Genomic DNA, 16,455 nt, shown 5'->3' with positions numbered 1-16,455 from the left:
GCTGATCTACGCCAACACCGTCGTGCAACGGGGAACGCCGTGGACTGAAAAAACCCTCGGCGTTTAATGGTTGCTACCGCACCGTGTTTGCGTAAACATTTAACCCTACCAGCAACAATCGCTGCACGACCGCCCGCCCTGCCCCATTTCTGCGCTACCTAACGCTCGCGGATGCGTCCCGCGTCCGCCGGAGGACGCGTTATGGACCTCGATCGCCGTCATCTCATCGGAGCTTCCACAGTCGGCATTGCCGGTGCGCTCGCCATGCCTGTCGATGCGGCGCGCGCAGCACCCTTGACGTCTGTCCTGGGGCGCGACGCCACGCAATATGGCGTGCGGCCCGGTAGCAGCGAGGACCAGACACGCGCACTCCAGCGCGCCATCGATGACGCTGCGCGTACGCAGGTGCCGCTGGCACTGCCGCCCGGCATCTACCGCACCGGTGCGCTGCGGCTGCAAAACGGCTCGCAACTCGTTGGCGTGCGTGGCGCCACGAAATTGATCTTCACCGGTGGTGCTTCGATGGTCCTCAGTGAAGGCGCCGGTTCGATCGGCCTCACCGGCATCACCTTCGACGGCAGCGGCATAGCGCTGCCGACGCGCCGCGGCCTCATCCACTGTCTCGGCGGACGCGACGTCCGCATTCTCGATTGCGAGATCACGGGCTCCGGCGGGAGCGGCATCTGGCTCGAGCAGATCGCCGGCGACATCTCGGGCAATATCTTCACCAACATCGCCGTGACGGCCGTGGTCTCGTTTGATGCCAAGGGACTCATCGTCTTGCGCAACACGATTCTCGGCACCAACGACAACGGCATCGAGATCCTGCGCACCGCCATTGGCGACGACGGCACGCTGGTCGCCGACAACCGCATCGAGGACATCAAGGCCGGCCCCGGCGGCTCCGGACAATACGGCAACGCCATCAACGCATTCCGCGCGGGCAACGTCATCGTCCGCGGCAACCGCATAAAAAATTGCGACTACTCGGCAGTGCGCGGCAATTCTGCTTCCAACATCCAGATATCAGGCAACAGCATCAGCGACGTGCGCGAGGTCGCGCTCTATTCGGAGTTCTCGTTCGAGGCCGCGGTGGTCGCCAACAACACGGTCGATGGCGCCGCCATCGGCGTCTCCGTCTGCAATTTCAACGAAGGCGGCCGCATCGCGGTGGTCCAGGGCAACATCATCCGCAACCTGATCCCGAAACGGCCGATCGGCACCGCGCCGGATGACGATGCCGGAATCGGCATCTATGTCGAGGCTGACACCTCCGTCACCGGCAACGTAATCGAGAACGCGCCGTCCTACGGCATCGTCGCCGGCTGGGGAAAGTATCTGCGCGACGTCGCGATCTCGGGCAACGTGATCCGCAAGGCCCTCGCCGGCGTCGGCGTGTCCGTGGTGCCGGGCGCCGGCACTGCGCTCGTCAACAATAACATGATCTCGGAAACTCCGCTCGGCGCGGTCGTAGGGCTCGACCACGCGCGAACGGTGATGACGGATTTGTCGGCTGACAGTGCGCAGCGGTTTGCGCAGGTGGTAGTGGGTGGGAATGCGGTGAGGCGGTAGGCACTGCTGTAGTTCTTGGACTGTTGACAACACGCACACTGCCGTCATCCTGAGGTGCGAGCCACACCGTAATTGCGAGCGCAGCGAAGCAATCCAAAGTCTTTCCGCGGAGACAATCTGGATGGCTTCGCTGCGCTCGCGATGACGGAGGATGCGGACCTAAAACGCATTCCGCAGCAGCGGATACTTCGCTTCGATGCCGTCGAGGCTGAAGGTGAATTCGACCACGCGCTCGGGGATTGCGGGCGGTAGCTCGGGGGCGATCGAGGGTTCGGCGATCTTGGCAAGCCGTTCGGGCATGCTGGCTCGGCCGACCGGCACGACCGTCTCCGGTACGATGTGCACGGCCTTCGGCTGCATGGTCTGGGCGCGCTCGTGCCGCACCGTTTCGCGCGACAAGGCCGCCGGCGACCAGCCCAATGCAAACGTCCCGACGGGGCTCATCGCGGGCACATCAGCGCCGTCGGCGAGCGCTCGCCACGTCTGCACGGCGCGTTTAGCTTCCTGGATGTTTTCGAGAAAGGCGACTTCGGAGTGATAGCGACGCCAGCGTCCGGTCTCGAACATTTCAGTGAGATGTTCCAGCCGCTGCTCGGCGAGTGCGCACCAGCGCTCCGCGATATCGCGGCCGCAAGCCACGCCTTGGCGATGTGTCATGAATCAGCCCGTCAGGAGAGAACAACGGACGCGGGACGCAACGCAGACGAATCAATTTAGACGTGACGGGATTATTTTGTGGAAAAGTTTTGACTTGTCCAGCTACGACGCAAATTTCGAGGCCGGACTCCGTATTTGAGCGGAGTTTTCGCAGGCTTTCATCGTCAAGCCCCGCGCAAGCATGACGGTCTTGCGGTGCAACGCGCGGGGCGATTCGCAAACGATCATCCGCGCGGTCTCAACCCGGAGGTGAAGGGCGAAGCGCTTCGGAAGTTCGAGAGCCCCAAAAAGAAAAGACCCGTCCGGGGGGACAACCGGACGGGTCAAGCCATATGGGCGCTTGGGGTGGATGGGCGCTCGCGCCTGATATGACTGATGGGGAGGGATGACCGCTCCCACATCATTTGGTCGTGGCACAGGGCCGAACGTTCAAAACCCATCGCGTGATTTTTTAACCTTTGCAGTCCGCGCGCGCTTGCGGGCAACTATCGTGCGGCAGGTCTATCCGCTTGAGAAAGCGTGGATTTATCGCCGGCACTGGAAAGCGAGGGTTGCTCCAGCGCGCGCGTTCCAGGCTCTTCGCGACGTTCCGACGCATCTTCACGTTTTGTTGTCCCCGGCGCCGCCGCGACCGGCGTCGCACCATCGACGGCAACCGCCATGACCGCGGCGTAAGCATCGGGCTCGCCGTCGCCGAACAGATCGTCGCGGCCCGGCGTTCCCAAATCGCGGGCGGTGTTTACAAGCGTAAGGCGCAGCGCCTCCGGCTTCAAAGCGTGATTGCGCTCCAGAAGCAGCGCCGCGACACCGGAAACATAGGCCGCCGAGAACGAGGTGCCCGACGTCATCTGGTATTTGCCATCCGGCGCCGGAAGGAAGATGTCGACGCCGGGCGCGGCGAGCGCGATGTAGCTGCCGCGATTGGACGCGGAGAACAGCTTGTCCTGCGCATCAGTGGCGCTGACCGCGATCACGTTGGGATTGGCCGCAGGATAAAGCGGCGGCGATTTCGCGCCGGCATTGCCGGCCGCGGCGATCAGCACCAGCCCGCGCGCGGCGGTCGCCGCGATGGCGCGCTCGATCACCGCGTCCTTCGGACCGGCAAAGCTCATATTGACGATCTGCGCGCCGTGCTCGGCGGCGTAGTTCAGCGATCTCAGGATCACGTAGGAAGAGCTCTCGGCGCCCCCCGTGGTGCCGCCGAAGGCGCGGATCGCAATGATGCGCGCCTCGGGCGCGCTCCCCATCAGACGTGCATGCGACACGATCGCACCGGCGATACCGGTGCCGTGGACGTGCGGCCCTTCCTTGCTGCCGAGCGCGTCGAAATTGTCTGCGATCGAGTTGGCAAGCTCGGGATGGCTGGTGTCGATCCCGGAATCGATCACCGCGACCGTGACGTTGGCGCCATGCACCAGCATATGCGCCTCCGGCAGGCGGAGCTTTGCCAGCGCATATTGCGCGGGGTCGCCTTCCGCCGGCACCCCCGCCTTTTGGTCCTGGAGCATATAACGGAAATTCGGCTGCAGCGAGCGCACGCCATTCGCAGCAGCGAATTCGCGGCGCACGGTGTCGTAGGGCCGGCCATCGGTGATACGGAACAGCCCGATGGTGGCGCCAATCAGCGGAAAGCTCTCCGACGCAATGCGGGCCAGGCCGTGGCTGCGCGCAAGCGCGTCGGCATCGGCCGTGGAAAGGTTACTGTCGAGCTCGGCCACGAACTCGTTGGCGAAACTGCGCGACGTGGTCACGGTCTGCACCGTATTGCGGCGCGAGTTGCCGGAGGGGCCCTTCTTGCCCGATTTACCCGAACCGCCGCCGGCTGCGTCCGCCTGGCATTCGCCGCCAGCGTCGCCCGAGGGCGCGCTACAGGCCGGATAGAGATTGGGCGAATAGCGCACGTAAGGCAGCACCGCAGTGTGGGCCATGCGCGCCGTCAGCCGGGGCACCACTCTGGGTCCGCGATCGACGCGGCCTACCGCCCGCCCGGTAACGACGGGACTGCCGCGCCCCGTCACCGTCGCGCTGATGGTCGGCGTGCGCGAGGGAACGCTGATTGTCGGCGTCCGCATGACCGCCTGCGCGTGGGCGACCTCGCCGCCGAAAGCACCGAGCAAGAGAACCGCGCCCACCGACGAGGCGCAGGCGCCCGCACTCAACAAGCTTTCGGACTTACGCTTCATGACTCGCGGATGCTTAAGGCGCCGCCACGGCGAGGTTGACGACCTTCTCGCGCTGCATTCTGCCGAGCAGCGACGCGAGTTCGTCGTTGCTCATCGCCTTGTTGAACTGGAGACGGAACATGCCGCCCCTGGCGCCATCGACGATCGAGGCCTGGTAGCTGTCGAGCAACGCGGTTATGTCGGCAACCCGCGCATCCGGCGTGAAGCGCACCAGCGCATGGGCCGGCGCCGGCGCCGCAGGCGAGGCCCCAAGCTCGCGCGTAATCGGCGCGTCCGTAGAGAGCGAGGCAGTCTGGAAGGTCGAGCTCTGGTTCTTCACCAGCACGGCCCCGATGACACCGGCCTGGAGCAACAGCGCGACCGCGCCGAGGCTCGCCGACCAGGCCAGCGTGCGTGGCGACAGGCTCGCGAAGAACGTCGAGATGCGTGTCGAGAGCGACAGCCCCCCGGCCTCGCGTACGGGCTCCGCCTCGATCGCGGCGAACAGCTTCTGCATCGCGCGGGCCGACGGAGCACCGAGGCTCTCGTTGAGATGGATGGTCTCTTCGTACTCGGCGCGGATCGCGGCGTACTGCCTCGCCAATTCGGGATCGCGGGCGATCGCGTCCTCGACCCGGCGTGCGTCGCGCGAGTTCAGCGTGCCGGCAGCATGCCATGGCAGCAGCATCTCAATTTCACTGGGCTCTTGCTCCAGCATCTTCTTGCTCAATGCCATCATGGCCAGCCTCGTTCAACACCGGCTGCCTTGAGCAGCTCGGCTAGTTTCTTGCGCGCATAGAACAAGCGCGTCTTCACGGTGTTCTCCGGTATTCCGACGATTTCGGCCACCTCTTCCACGGACTTCTCGTGGTAGTAGACGAGATCGACGATTTCCCGATGTTCCGGCGACAGTGACGTCAAACACTCTCGCAACGCTTCACTGGTATCCTTCTTCTGCACCGCCGTTTCCGGATCGTCGGACGTATCCTCGATCGCGTTGGCGGCCTCTTCGTCCAACTCAAAATCCTTCCTGCGCCGAAGCGCAGACAGGGCCTTGAATCGGGTGATTGCCAGCAGCCAGGTGGAAACAGCGGATCGGCCCTCGAACTTTCCGGCCTGACGCCAAACGTCGAGAAACACCTCACTGATCAGGTCCTCAGCGACCTGCTCATCGCGCACGAGCCTAAGCCCGAAGCGATAGACCCTGACATGGTGCCGCCCGTACAGCACCTGCATAGCGAGCCGGTCGCCTTGAGCGATCCGGGCGATCAGGACTTCGTCCGAAGCCGCCTGTGTCACGCTCAAAGGCCGTCTCGCAAAGTTGGTCGGGTCGAAACGGCAAGCGGTTCGACGGGTGGAGCAAGATTCTTCAACCTACCGCAGTCGTACGGGGACATGTGTGATGTACCCCACATACGCGCGCATTCTTGCAGCCCTAGGGGGCCAGCCAAAGACGGTAACATAATACTATAACTTTTCCTTGCGGAGCGCCCGCGGGCGCGGCCCGATCTTACCAAGCCTCGATCCATAACGCAGCCTTGAGCAGGGCATTCGCCAGCCAATTGACTGTATCTCTGGATCTTACCGTTGACCTTATCCGCGGCCCATTCTCTGGCCTATCGCCGACAATCCCTAATCGCTCGCTAATTTCAGTGTCGGATCAAAGCACTTACCCGGGCGGCGGGCCCGGATTCGCACCGCGAGGATACCAAACCTAAAGGCTTGCCACGTAGATTTTTGGACTGACATTCACCAATGGCAGGTTCATGAGCACGACCGCGACATCCATATCCATCCCGGAGCGGAATGCCGCAGAGGTCGCGGAGCTCGTTCTGTCTGCCGACCAGGCCACGCCGGAGGTCGTCGCGCGCCGCATGCGGCAGCGGCGCCAGATGTATATCGGCCAGGCCGCCAGCTACTCGCTCGGCGCGTCCGTCCTGTTGCTCTACGCCTATGGCGGGGCGATCTCGATGATCGTGCCGTCGCTATTCTGGCTCGTCGGGCTGATGATCATCGGAAGCTTCGCGGTGCTGTCGGAGGCCGGCGTCGGCGAGCGATTCAGGGACCACTACCTCACCGTCTTCCAGATCTCGGCGCATATGGCGCTCCAGCTCGTCTTCCTGCTGGCGGTGCCAACGATCGGGATCGCTTTCATCAGCGTGCTGTTCCTGATCTTCGCCTTCGGCACGCTGCGCATGACCTCGCAGCAGGCGATGCTGACCTGGGCACTCGCGACCACAGGGCTCGCCTTCGTCTTTCTGATCTCCGACCTGCCGATCGGCTTGCCAGTGACGAGCCGGCTCGAGCGGCTCGCATCGATGCTGTGCTTCGTCCTGGTGATCGGCCAGTGCGCCTTCCTCGGCCTGTTCGGCAGCACGCTCCGCAAGATCCTGTATCGGCGCAGCATCGAGCTGAAGGCGGCCTATCGGCGCATCGAGGAGCTTGCCGAGCTCGACGAGCTCACCGGCTCCCTCAACCGCCGCTCGATCATGCGCGCGCTCGAGGAGGAGATCGCAGGTGCGCGCGAGGCAAACGTCCCCTGCTCAGCCGCACTCATCGATCTCGACTGGTTCAAGCGCATCAACGACGCCCACGGCCATCCGACCGGCGACGAGGTGCTGCGCACCTTCGCCATCACCATCTTCGCCAATATCCGCCCCAACGACCGCTTCGGTCGCTACGGCGGCGAGGAGTTCCTGCTCTTGATGCCGGACACGTCGGGCGAGGCAGCCATGCGCATGCTCGACCGCCTGCGCATGATCGTGGCCGAGCTCGACTGGAGCGCGTTCGCGTCCAGCATGCATGTGACGATTTCCGCGGGCGTTGCGGCGCTGCGCGACAATGATAGTGCCGACACATTTCTCGCGCGCGCCGACAGCGCGCTCTATTCCGCCAAGGCGCAAGGACGCAACCGCATTGCGACCAGCTGATCAATCCATTTAGCCCGGCGAAAAGACCGCCGGACCGAACGCTCCAGGACAGGGCCATGAGATCGAAACCCGCCAAAGAATCCGCCAAGGTTTCCGAAAACCTGCTCGACGAATTGCAAGCGACGCTGTCCCACGGCACGGTTGCGCGTCGTGTCGAGACGCTGCGCCGCGTCACAGACCTCTTCATCGGCGGCGTGGTGGACTATTCCGATGACCAGGTCGCCGTGTTCGACGACGTCTTCCAGTGCCTGATCGACCATATCGAGACCTCGGCCAAGGTGCTGCTCGCCGAGCGCCTGGCACCGATCCACGCAGCCCCGGCCATGACCATCCGCACGCTCGCACTCGACGACGTGATCGATGTCGCCGGCCCTGTACTCTCGAAGTCGGAGCGACTGGACGAGGCGACCCTGCTCGAGATCGCGCGCAGCAAGAGCCAGGCACATCTCAAGGCCATCTCGATGCGCCGCGTGCTGTCCGATGTCCTCACCGATGTGCTGTTGGCGCGCGGCAACGACGAGGTGGTGCAGTCGACGGTCAAGAATCCCGGCGCGCAATTCACGGAAATGAGCCTCACCGAGCTCGTCCGGCGCGCCGAACGCGACGACGACCTCGCAACTTGCGTGGGCCTGCGCCCGGACCTGCCGCGCCATCATTATCTGAAACTGATCGCGAAGGCCTCCTTGAGCGTGCGCAGGAAGCTCGAAGCCGCCAATCCCGGTCAGTCCGACGCTGTGCTCGGCGCGGTCCACGAGGCGGCCCAGCGCGTCCGCGCGGCGACCATGACGCGGCAGACCGAAATGGCGCGCGCGCTGGTGAAATCGCTGTTCGAGGACGGCCGTCTCAACGAGCACCAGGTCACGGCCTTCGCCGAACAGGGCAAGTTCGATGAGGCCAATGCCGGGCTCGCGGCGCTCGCGGGCGTGCCGGTTGCGATCGCCGAGAACATGATGATCGAAAGCCGTACCGAGGGGGTAATGATCCTCGCCAAGGTCGCCGGCCTGTCATGGTCAAGCGTGCGCGCGATCATCGCGATGCGCGACAAGCTGTCCGGCGGCGATCCGACCGACCTGTTGAGCGCGCGAGACACCTACGAGGCGCTGCGCACCTCGACGGCGCAGCAGGTGCTGCGCTTTCAACGCATGCAGCAGAGCACGACGTCGGCATAGCCGGCACGGGAGCCTATTGTCTGAGCTTAGTCTCGGCGCAAACGCGTTCCGCGTTTGTCGCGAGGGAAGACCGGTCCACTCTTTGCTCTCTAGTATCTCAGGACTCTTGATCCAACGAGCGCACCGATCGCGGTGACGAGCCCGGCGGCGAGCGTGTACCAGGTCGCCACGAACAGCGGCGAGTCGTCGGTGCAGTGCGAGGCATAGAGCGTCGCCGCCAGCCCCGCCGACAACAGGCCTGCGAGCGCGCCGGCAAGCGCCGGCCGCGACGGAGCGCCGTGACGTAGGCCGAACAGCGCGCCCGCCAGCAACGGCAACGACATTGCGGGGATCGCCGACAGGCACACCCTCGAATTCTTGCCGACGAGCCGCATCGTCATCGGCATCGCAGGCGCCATCATCATCTCGCCGCCGATCGCGACCGCGAGCAAGGCCACGGGAAGCAGCAGCAGCCAGCCCCAGCCGCGCATCAAGGCCTCGGGCCGCGACAGGTGCAGACTGATCGCGATCGCGGGAATTGCGAGCGAAAGGGTGACGGCGAACTTCATGTCGAAGAACGGATTGTGCATCGCGTTCATCACGTCCTGCCGCACGCCCAAGAAAGTGGCGAAGATCAGGATCGAGAGCGGCGCGGCCACCAGCAGCGAGAGCGCGAGCACGGCGCCGACCTTCGGCGCGCGATGAGCGTTGTCGGCCGCGAGCGTGCGAATGAGTTGATCGGTATCCATGTCATCTGTCCCGCAATTTGGCGGTAAGCGCGGCCAGTCCCCGATGTAGCGCGACGCGCACCGCGCCTTCGCTCATCGACAACTTTGATGCCGTGTCCCTGATCGAGGTGCTGTCGACGGCAATCGACTGCAACACGTCACGCTGGCGTTGCGGCAGCGTGGCGAGCTGCGCCGCGACCTCTCCTGCGGAGGCCGTCTCCTGCGGCGCCTCGCCCGGCAGCGTTTCCGCGAAATCGTCGATATTGACGAAGATCCGCCTGCCCCGTCGTCTCAGCGCGTCGATCAGCTTGTTGCGGGCGATCGCGAAGAGCCAGGGCGCGAAGGGCGCTTCACTGTCCCAGGTATGCCGCTTCAAATGCACCGCCAGCAAAATGTCCTGCACGATATCCTCGGCTTGATCGGGAGGCTGCCCGGCCCGCGCGAGGCCGCGCCGGGCGGCAGCCCGAAGCACCGGCGTGACCGCCTTCAGCAGGCGATGATACGCCGCACCATCCCCTGCCATGGCCGACCGCATCAGACCGGTCCATTCGTCCTCACGTCCGCGCACGCGCGCCCCTCACACGGCAATTCGGCCGCTCTTTCAATTTGTTACGCCGGCAGACATACTATCACGAAATCGTGATAGCTCGGCCAGCGACGCATCTCCCCACGATCCGGCCGAGCCGGCAAGCCCGGGGGCTCATAACATCGTTCGGTCCGCCTCGCACCCGCCAAGCCGGACGGAAGCGCCGGATTGCCCCGTTTTCGCCCGCTCAGGCCCGAAGATTCCCATTTTCTGCCGTGCTGCGGTCACGCCCCGGGGGCTCTGTTCGCGCCGGGCGGGCGCATTGGGGAGATCGTCAAAATGATCAGAGCCAGCGGGCGTGTCGCGTTAGTTCTGGGCGCCGGACTTTTTCTGCTGTTCGGGGGCGCCTCGCAGGCGGCGCCGACCGCGTCCACGTCTGACGACACCGACAGCGCGACCAAATCGGCCGAGACGGTCACACCAATCAAGCATCGGCGTCACTCCGCGCGTCACCACACCAGCAAGACGGCGCAGAAATCCTCCGACTCGCAGAAATCCTCCGACTCCAAGAGCGACAGGAGCGCTCCCGAGGATGTGGCGAGATCGGTCCCTGACACCGTCGCGCCGGCCTCGAGCACGATGCCGCCGTCGGTCGCCAACGCCAATGCGCAGCTCGCCTCTGCCGATACACCGACGGCCGCGGCAGCCACTGCCATGACGTCGCGGGCCAATGACAACGTGCAGGCCGCAGCCGACCAGGCGACTGCAGCGCCGTCGCCGGACAGCCAGGCGTCCGCGTCAGATCAGCCGGACGATGCCACCCAGCCGCCGGACAACCCACCTGCACAGAGGACTGTCGTCGCCGCAACCGATGCGCAGCCGCGCCCGGCTCCGGTGATGGCCGCCGCGAGCAGCGAAAACTCGGCCTGGGACCAGAGCTCGCTGATCGGCAAGATCTTCATCGGCTTCGGCGCGCTCCTGACGCTGGCCTCGGCCGCGCGCATGCTCATGGCTTGATTCTTCAGGACTCGTGGGCCTGGGCCGGTTCCGCAGACGCGCGGCTCGCGCGTCCCGCGGGGCATGTTCGCCCCCTTGAAGCCCACCGCGCCAGCGGGCACATTGCCCGCCCAATCGAAAAACGCGTGGGTGGAGCATGAGCACGTTCGAGCATATCATCGTCGAAAGCCAAGGCGCGGTCGGCATCATCAAGCTGAACCGCCCGAAGATGCTCAATGCGCTGTCCTTCGGCGTCTTCCGCGAGATCGCCGCCGCCGTGGACGATCTCGAGGCCGATGACGCGATCGGCTGCATCGTCGTCACCGGAAGCGAGAAGGCGTTCGCCGCGGGTGCCGACATCAAGGAGATGCAGCCGAAAGGCTTCATCGACATGTTCTCGGAGGATTTTGCTGCGATCGGCGGCGACCGCGTGGCGCGCTGCCGCAAGCCGACGATCGCCGCGGTCGCGGGCTACGCACTCGGCGGCGGCTGCGAGCTTGCGATGATGTGCGACATCATCATCGCCGCCGACACCGCGAAATTCGGCCAGCCCGAGATCACGCTCGGCACCATTCCCGGGATCGGCGGCACGCAGCGCCTTACGCGCGCGATCGGCAAGTCCAAGGCGATGGATCTCTGCCTCACCGGCCGCATGATGGATGCGGCGGAAGCCGAGCGGAGCGGCCTCGTCAGCCGTGTGGTCCCCGCCGACAAGCTGATGGACGAGGTGATCGCGGCCGCCGAGAAGATCGCGGCGATGTCGCAGCCTGCGGCCGCAATGGCCAAGGAAGCGGTGAACCGCGCCTTCGAGACCACGCTCGCCGAGGGCATGCAGGTTGAGCGCAACCTGTTCCACGCCACCTTCGCACTGGAAGACCGCTCGGAGGGCATGGCCGCCTTCATCGAGAAGCGCAAGCCGCTGAACAAGAATCGGTAAGGCTGGTGTAAGGCTTCCCAGGGCTCCCGCAGGATTCCTGTGACGTAGCTGCAACAAGCACGGATTTCATGGGACATCCACCCGCGGCAGTTTGCCTGCGGGACCGGCGCTGGGTAAACAGGTAAGAGGGCCGCCGTCGGTGGGGGCGGATAGCCGGGGTTGTTGCGGGATCAAATGAAGGGGCGTGCCGCCAGAAATGGCCGCTTGAGGACGCGGCGCCGATCGGGCGTGGGTCATGTTCTTGTCACATGGGCTGCGCTGACGTTTTCCTGCGCCCTCCCCGCAGCCGCATTGGCCGAAGCGTTGCCGGAGGCTCTGGCAAAAGCCTATCAGACCAATCCGCAGCTCAATGCCGAGCGGGCGCGCCAGCGCGCCACCGACGAGAACGTGCCGCAGGCGCTTGCCGGCTACCGGCCGCAGATCGTGGCGAGCCTGAGCGCCGGCCTGCAATCGGTGCGCAACCTGCTTCCGGACAACACCATCCAGACCGCGACGCTGAAGCCCTGGACCATCGGCGTTACCGTGACGCAGACCCTGTTCAATGGTTTCCGTACCGCCAACAGCGTGCGCGTCGCCGAGCTCCAGGTGCAGTCGGGCCGCGAGGCGTTGCGCAATGTCGGCCAGGGCGTGCTGCTGGATGGCGTGACTGCCTACACCAACGTGCTCGCTAACCAGTCGCTGGTCGAGGCGCAGCGCTCCAACGTCGCGTTCCTGCGCGAGACGCTCGCTGTCACCCAGCGCCGGCTGAACGCGGGCGACGTCACGCCGACCGATACTGCGCAGGCCGAGGCGCGCCTCAACCGCGGGCTTGCCGATCTCAACGCCGCCGAAGTCGCGCTTGCCATCAGCCAGGCGACCTACGCCCAGGTGATCGGCAACCCGCCGTCGCAGCTTCGGCCCGCCGAGGTCGTCGACCGCTATCTGCCGCGCAGCCGCGAGGACGCGCTCGCCATGGCGATTCGCGAGCACCCGGCGGTGATGGCGGCAGGCTTCGACGTCGACGTCGCCTCCACCAACATCCGTGTCGCCGAAGGCGCGCTGCTGCCGAGCGCCAATGTGCAGGGCAGCGCCAGCCACAGCCGCGACTCCGACCCGACGCTGGGCACATTCGGGACCGACCAGGCCTCCATCGTCGCCAACGTCACCGCGCCGATCTACGACGGCGGCCAGGCCGCGTCGCAAACGCGGCAGGCCAAAGAGGTCACCGCACAAAGCCGCCTCGTGCTCGACCAGGTGCGCAACCAGGCGCGGACCGCCGCGACCAGCGCGTGGGTGGCAAACGAAGGCGCCAAGATCGCGGTCTCGGCCTCCGAGTCCGAGGTGAAGGCGGCGACCGTCGCCTTGCAGGGCGTGCAGCGCGAAGCCGCCGGTGGACAGCGCACCACCGTCGACGTGCTGAACTCGCAAGCCGACCTGATCCAGGCCAAGGCCCGCCTGATCGGCGCGCTGCGCGACCGCGTCATCGCCTCCTACACGCTGCTCAGCGCGGTCGGCCACCTCGACGTCAAGACCCTGAGCCTGAACACACCCGACTATCTGCCCGAAGTGCACTATCATCAGGTGCGCGACGCCTGGCACGGCCTGCGCACCCCGTCGGGGCAGTGAGCTCGGCAGGCTCTCTAAAAAATATCGAAAACGACCCCATGCAAAGTAGAACGGCTCGGCCTCGGCCGGGGCGGGATTTGATACGTCGGGCAAATCAGCAGGCAATTCCATCGTAGGAGATGGCCCGCGATCGTCGGCCCGCTTCAACGTCGAATCAACTCGCGCTAGAGTAGCGACCAACGTATCGATCGACTCATCTCGTGAGGCCCGTTGACTTCAAAGATTCTTCGTGGCGCAGCCTATCTCTGCCTGATCGCCCTGCTGGTGCTCGTCGCAGCCGTCATCGCATTCCGCCTGGCGGCTTCCGCTCGCGAGACCGCGGGCCGAGCCGATCTCGCGCCCTCGAGCGGGCATTGGATGACGACGCGCTCGGGTGACGTGTTCATTCAGGAGAAGGGTCCGCTGTCCGGGATCCCCGTCGTGCTGTTTCACGGCACCGCGGCCTGGAGTGAATTGTGGCGCGCGACGAGCGATGCGCTCGCAGCCGGCGGTTATCACGTGATCGCGCTCGACCTGCCGCCGTTCGGCTTTTCGGATCGGCCAGGCGGCTACACGCGACAAAATCAGGCCGATCGCGTCAACGACGTGCTCGAGAAACTCAATGCGGCGCCCGCGATCATCGTCGGCCATTCCTTCGGCGCTGGCGCTGCGACCGAGTTGGTGCTGCGCTTCCCGGCGCGCGCCCGTGCGCTGGTCTTGGTCGATGCCGCGCTGGGACTGACGGCTGAACCGTCCGATCCGCCGGCGGTGCTGCGTCCGAAATGGCTTCGTGAAATGCTGGTGTCACTGACGGTCACCAATCCGCTTGCGACCAAGATGCTGCTGCAATCGCTGATCGCAAGGAAGGATCGCGCCTTGCCGGAATATGTCGAGATCCTGCAGCGGCCGCTAACACGGCAGAACAGCACACCCGACATCGCCGATTGGCTCTATTATTTCCTGGGCGCGGACCGCGGCGCGCGCAGCGCCGACCGCACCGCCTATGCACGGATGACGACGCCCGTCGCTATCCTCTGGGGCGAGCTGGATACCGTGACGCCGCTCGCCCAGGCGCGCGATTTGAATGGCCTGCTGCCCCAGGCGTACCTCACTCTGCTACCCGGGCTCGGTCACATTCCGCAGATCGAGGACCCCGGCCAGTTCAATGATGCCCTGCTCAAGGCGCTCGGGACACTCTAAACTCGAACGAGATTCGAACTTACCGGAGGGATCATGGACGTCATCCGATTGTGCGCTTTTGGCTATGCTGCGCTGCTTGGTTTCGTGATCCTGACCGGTTACATCCCCGCCTTCATCGACCAGAACGACATGATCTTCGGCCTGTTCCGCCGCACCTGGTACGCCGACGGCCTGCATCTCGTCTCCGCGCTGTGGGCGCTCGCCTCAGCGCTGACCTCGCGCCGCGCATCCGAACTGTTCTTCCAGCTCTTCGGTGTCTTCTATTTCGCCGACGGTGTGCTCGGCCTTCTCACCGGCAGCGGCTATCTCGACTTTGGCATCCTCATCAACGGCGTTTTGAACCTGCCGTTGTCGACCCGCATCTTCGCCAATGCGCCGCATCTCGGCCTTGGCGGGCTTGCCATCCTGATCGGCTATCTCCTCGCACCGCGTATGCGCCCGGCCCATGCTTAAGCGCCTGCGTCGCATCGTCTTCACGCTGGTCGTTCTGATCGCCGTCGCGATCCTGGGGCCGCTCGCTTATATCGAGGGGACCTGCCAGCCCACATCCGACGTTGCATCCGCGGCGACGGCCGCAGACGTGCTGCCGCCGATCGGCGAGAAGGGTTACCGACGGCCGCTCGACAACACCTATTTCACCTTTCCCGAATGGTACATCGTCTATTCCTTCGAGGATTTTGGCCGCTTCCTCGACCAGTCCAGCGAAAGCCAGTTCGGCTATCTGCGCCACATCCTCGGCTTCTGGCAGAGCTTCTGCACCATCAACAGCGCGGTGCCGGCAGCTGCGGAATCGCGCTTCGACGTGAAGATGATGATCTACGTCATCGGCATCAGCTACTCCGCCGAATACGCGATCAAGGGACTTTACGAGAACACCATCGGCCGCGCGTTCGAATGGATCAGGGGCGAGAAGCTCACGCCACAGGATGAATACGCCCGTACGGTGCTGCAGGACTATGCGGCCTTCCTCTACACAATCCCCTGGTACAAATATCCGTTCGGTGACACGCTGAACGGGCTGACGGCGATCTCGGCTCCGACGCCGAGCAATCTGCGCACGTGGGAGCGCGACTTCGCGCTCGGCACCGAATATTTCATCAAGATCGGCTACGCCGCCGCGATCCAGAAGGCGCTCGATGCCAGCGATGACGACGAGCCACGCGACATCATGTTCGTGGTCGCAACGCTGCCGCAGGACGTGCTTGGCGCCGAGCCCCGCATCACCCCGGTCCGGACGCTGTCACCGGATTGGCAGCTCGTGCAGGCGCCGCGCTACAAGGCGCTGAGCGAGATTCTGAACAACCTGCTCGACGGCGGTCACCGCCTGGCGGAGATCGCAGGCAATCACGAGATCCTCATCACAGTGATCGCACCGCAAGGGACGGCTCTCGATATTCCCGACACCACGGAGCTGTTTTCACTGGATCTGGACGCCAAACCCGGCTTCCGCAGGGCCGGCCTTAAGGCTAGGATCGATCGGCTCGTCGAGATCAGGCGCGAGCTGACGACGAAGGGTGCGAGCCTTGAGCACTTCTACGACTACTAGCCGGGCAACAAAGCGGCCGCTCCGCAGGATTGCGTTTGCGGTCTCGCTCGTCGTCTCGGGCTGGCTTGCGCTTGTCGTTGCCCTCACCTTCGGCGCCACCCCCGGCCGTTCGCTGGCCGTGATCGGGCCGCAGGCGCAGGCGATCGCGGCAATCGCGAACGCCGACGGCCGCGTATTGGCCTCGTACGCCTACGTCACCATCGCCCGCTCAAACGCTGCCGACTTCGTCAGCCGGCTCTACGCCGCCGGCGCCCTTCTGGTGCTCGATGCCGAGCAGGCCGGCGGCTGCAACGGGCTTGCGCCGAAGCGAAGCTGAAGCAGCCCGGGGTCTCGGTGCTTTCGGGACAAAGCGGACATGAGCCGGCGGACAACCTACGCTCAGCCGGTCGAAAATGATGTGGTGGACGACGCCCGCTCCCGGCATCGAATGTGCCAAAGGGTGGTCGTTGAAAAACGAATCACCGGAGGG

At 64.9% G+C, this 16,455-nt stretch carries 16 protein-coding genes; 10 read left to right on the top strand and 6 right to left on the bottom strand.

The annotated features are described in order from the left end of the window. The first annotated feature begins 201 nt into the window (after positions 1-201). On the top strand, positions 202-1,572 hold the full coding sequence (locus SO156_RS44120) for a TIGR03808 family TAT-translocated repetitive protein (RefSeq protein ID WP_498539202.1): 1,371 nt from the start codon (positions 202-204) through the stop codon (positions 1,570-1,572). A 159-nt stretch (positions 1,573-1,731) separates the two neighbouring features. Here the strand turns inward: SO156_RS44120 and SO156_RS44115 are convergent, their stop codons facing one another. From SO156_RS44115 to SO156_RS44100, 4 genes are all read right to left on the bottom strand, one after another. Continuing rightward, complete coding sequence (locus SO156_RS44115) at positions 1,732-2,211, bottom strand: TIGR03809 family protein (RefSeq protein WP_498539203.1); 480 nt, start codon at positions 2,209-2,211, stop codon at positions 1,732-1,734. Positions 2,212-2,714: 503 nt separating this feature from the next. Further along, positions 2,715-4,412, bottom strand: coding sequence for a S8 family serine peptidase (locus tag SO156_RS44110; protein WP_498539201.1), 1,698 nt, complete (start codon positions 4,410-4,412; stop codon positions 2,715-2,717). A gap of 13 nt (positions 4,413-4,425) precedes the next feature. Next, positions 4,426-5,130 carry a hypothetical protein gene (locus SO156_RS44105; protein WP_498539200.1) on the bottom strand — a complete coding sequence of 235 codons (705 nt, stop codon included), beginning with the start codon at positions 5,128-5,130 and terminating at the stop codon, positions 4,426-4,428. Further along, a complete protein-coding gene (locus tag SO156_RS44100; RefSeq protein WP_458147007.1) occupies positions 5,127-5,696 on the bottom strand; it encodes a sigma-70 family RNA polymerase sigma factor in 570 nt (189 codons plus the stop codon). The genes SO156_RS44105 and SO156_RS44100 overlap by 4 nt, the downstream gene beginning before the upstream one ends. Positions 5,697-6,157: 461 nt before the next feature. Between SO156_RS44100 and SO156_RS44095 the strand changes: the two genes are divergently transcribed. After that, positions 6,158-7,321, top strand: a complete 1,164-nt coding sequence (locus tag SO156_RS44095) for a GGDEF domain-containing protein (protein ID WP_458147008.1) — start codon at positions 6,158-6,160, stop codon at positions 7,319-7,321. Between the two features lie 56 nt (positions 7,322-7,377). Then, positions 7,378-8,490, top strand: a complete 1,113-nt coding sequence (locus SO156_RS44090; RefSeq protein ID WP_458147009.1) for a DUF2336 domain-containing protein — start codon at positions 7,378-7,380, stop codon at positions 8,488-8,490. Positions 8,491-8,579: 89 nt separating this feature from the next. Here SO156_RS44090 and SO156_RS44085 read toward each other — a convergent pair whose 3' ends face one another. Then, positions 8,580-9,218 carry an NrsF family protein gene (locus tag SO156_RS44085; protein ID WP_498539199.1) on the bottom strand — a complete coding sequence of 213 codons (639 nt, stop codon included), beginning with the start codon at positions 9,216-9,218 and terminating at the stop codon, positions 8,580-8,582. A 1-nt stretch (position 9,219) separates the two neighbouring features. Continuing rightward, positions 9,220-9,765: a sigma-70 family RNA polymerase sigma factor gene (locus tag SO156_RS44080; RefSeq protein ID WP_458147011.1), complete on the bottom strand. Its 546-nt coding sequence runs from the start codon at positions 9,763-9,765 to the stop codon at positions 9,220-9,222. 297 nt (positions 9,766-10,062) lie between these two features. On the opposite strand from SO156_RS44080, the gene SO156_RS44075 reads away from it, so the two are divergent. The 7 genes from SO156_RS44075 to SO156_RS44045 all read left to right on the top strand — a co-directional run bounded on the left by SO156_RS44075 (position 10,063) and on the right by SO156_RS44045 (position 16,302). After that, positions 10,063-10,740 (top strand): hypothetical protein, encoded by a 678-nt coding sequence (locus tag SO156_RS44075; RefSeq protein WP_498539198.1) that lies wholly within the window; start codon positions 10,063-10,065, stop codon positions 10,738-10,740. 136 nt (positions 10,741-10,876) lie between these two features. Further along, positions 10,877-11,656, top strand: a complete 780-nt coding sequence (locus SO156_RS44070; protein ID WP_027528161.1) for an enoyl-CoA hydratase — start codon at positions 10,877-10,879, stop codon at positions 11,654-11,656. A gap of 174 nt (positions 11,657-11,830) precedes the next feature. Next, positions 11,831-13,261, top strand: coding sequence for a TolC family outer membrane protein (locus tag SO156_RS44065; RefSeq protein WP_498539197.1), 1,431 nt, complete (start codon positions 11,831-11,833; stop codon positions 13,259-13,261). Between the two features lie 210 nt (positions 13,262-13,471). Then, complete coding sequence (locus tag SO156_RS44060) at positions 13,472-14,440, top strand: alpha/beta fold hydrolase (protein ID WP_498539196.1); 969 nt, start codon at positions 13,472-13,474, stop codon at positions 14,438-14,440. Positions 14,441-14,473: 33 nt separating this feature from the next. After that, a complete protein-coding gene (locus tag SO156_RS44055; protein ID WP_458147016.1) occupies positions 14,474-14,893 on the top strand; it encodes a hypothetical protein in 420 nt (139 codons plus the stop codon). Then, a complete protein-coding gene (locus SO156_RS44050; protein ID WP_498539195.1) occupies positions 14,886-15,986 on the top strand; it encodes a hypothetical protein in 1,101 nt (366 codons plus the stop codon). The genes SO156_RS44055 and SO156_RS44050 overlap by 8 nt, the downstream gene beginning before the upstream one ends. Next, positions 15,964-16,302, top strand: a complete 339-nt coding sequence (locus SO156_RS44045) for a hypothetical protein (RefSeq protein WP_458147018.1) — start codon at positions 15,964-15,966, stop codon at positions 16,300-16,302. Before SO156_RS44050 ends, SO156_RS44045 begins: the two co-directional genes overlap by 23 nt. Positions 16,303-16,455 lie beyond the last annotated feature (153 nt).

This window comes from Bradyrhizobium sp. UFLA05-125, assembly GCF_059803515.1.
This window is presented reverse-complemented; position numbering and strand designations above follow the sequence as displayed.

What these genes read in the sequence shown, in the direction of transcription:
- SO156_RS44065 (WP_498539197.1), top strand. Translation starts at nt 11,831, where the DNA reads ATGAAGGGGCGTGCCGCCAGAAATGGCCGCTTGAGGACGCGGCGCCGA.
- SO156_RS44050 (WP_498539195.1), top strand. Translation starts at nt 14,886, where the DNA reads ATGCTTAAGCGCCTGCGTCGCATCGTCTTCACGCTGGTCGTTCTGATC.
- SO156_RS44055 (WP_458147016.1), top strand. Translation starts at nt 14,474, where the DNA reads ATGGACGTCATCCGATTGTGCGCTTTTGGCTATGCTGCGCTGCTTGGT.
- SO156_RS44090 (WP_458147009.1), top strand. Translation starts at nt 7,378, where the DNA reads ATGAGATCGAAACCCGCCAAAGAATCCGCCAAGGTTTCCGAAAACCTG.
- SO156_RS44105 (WP_498539200.1), bottom strand. Translation starts at nt 5,130, where the DNA reads ATGATGGCATTGAGCAAGAAGATGCTGGAGCAAGAGCCCAGTGAAATT.
- SO156_RS44075 (WP_498539198.1), top strand. Translation starts at nt 10,063, where the DNA reads ATGATCAGAGCCAGCGGGCGTGTCGCGTTAGTTCTGGGCGCCGGACTT.
- SO156_RS44120 (WP_498539202.1), top strand. Translation starts at nt 202, where the DNA reads ATGGACCTCGATCGCCGTCATCTCATCGGAGCTTCCACAGTCGGCATT.
- SO156_RS44085 (WP_498539199.1), bottom strand. Translation starts at nt 9,218, where the DNA reads ATGGATACCGATCAACTCATTCGCACGCTCGCGGCCGACAACGCTCAT.
- SO156_RS44110 (WP_498539201.1), bottom strand. Translation starts at nt 4,412, where the DNA reads ATGAAGCGTAAGTCCGAAAGCTTGTTGAGTGCGGGCGCCTGCGCCTCG.
- SO156_RS44095 (WP_458147008.1), top strand. Translation starts at nt 6,158, where the DNA reads ATGAGCACGACCGCGACATCCATATCCATCCCGGAGCGGAATGCCGCA.
- SO156_RS44070 (WP_027528161.1), top strand. Translation starts at nt 10,877, where the DNA reads ATGAGCACGTTCGAGCATATCATCGTCGAAAGCCAAGGCGCGGTCGGC.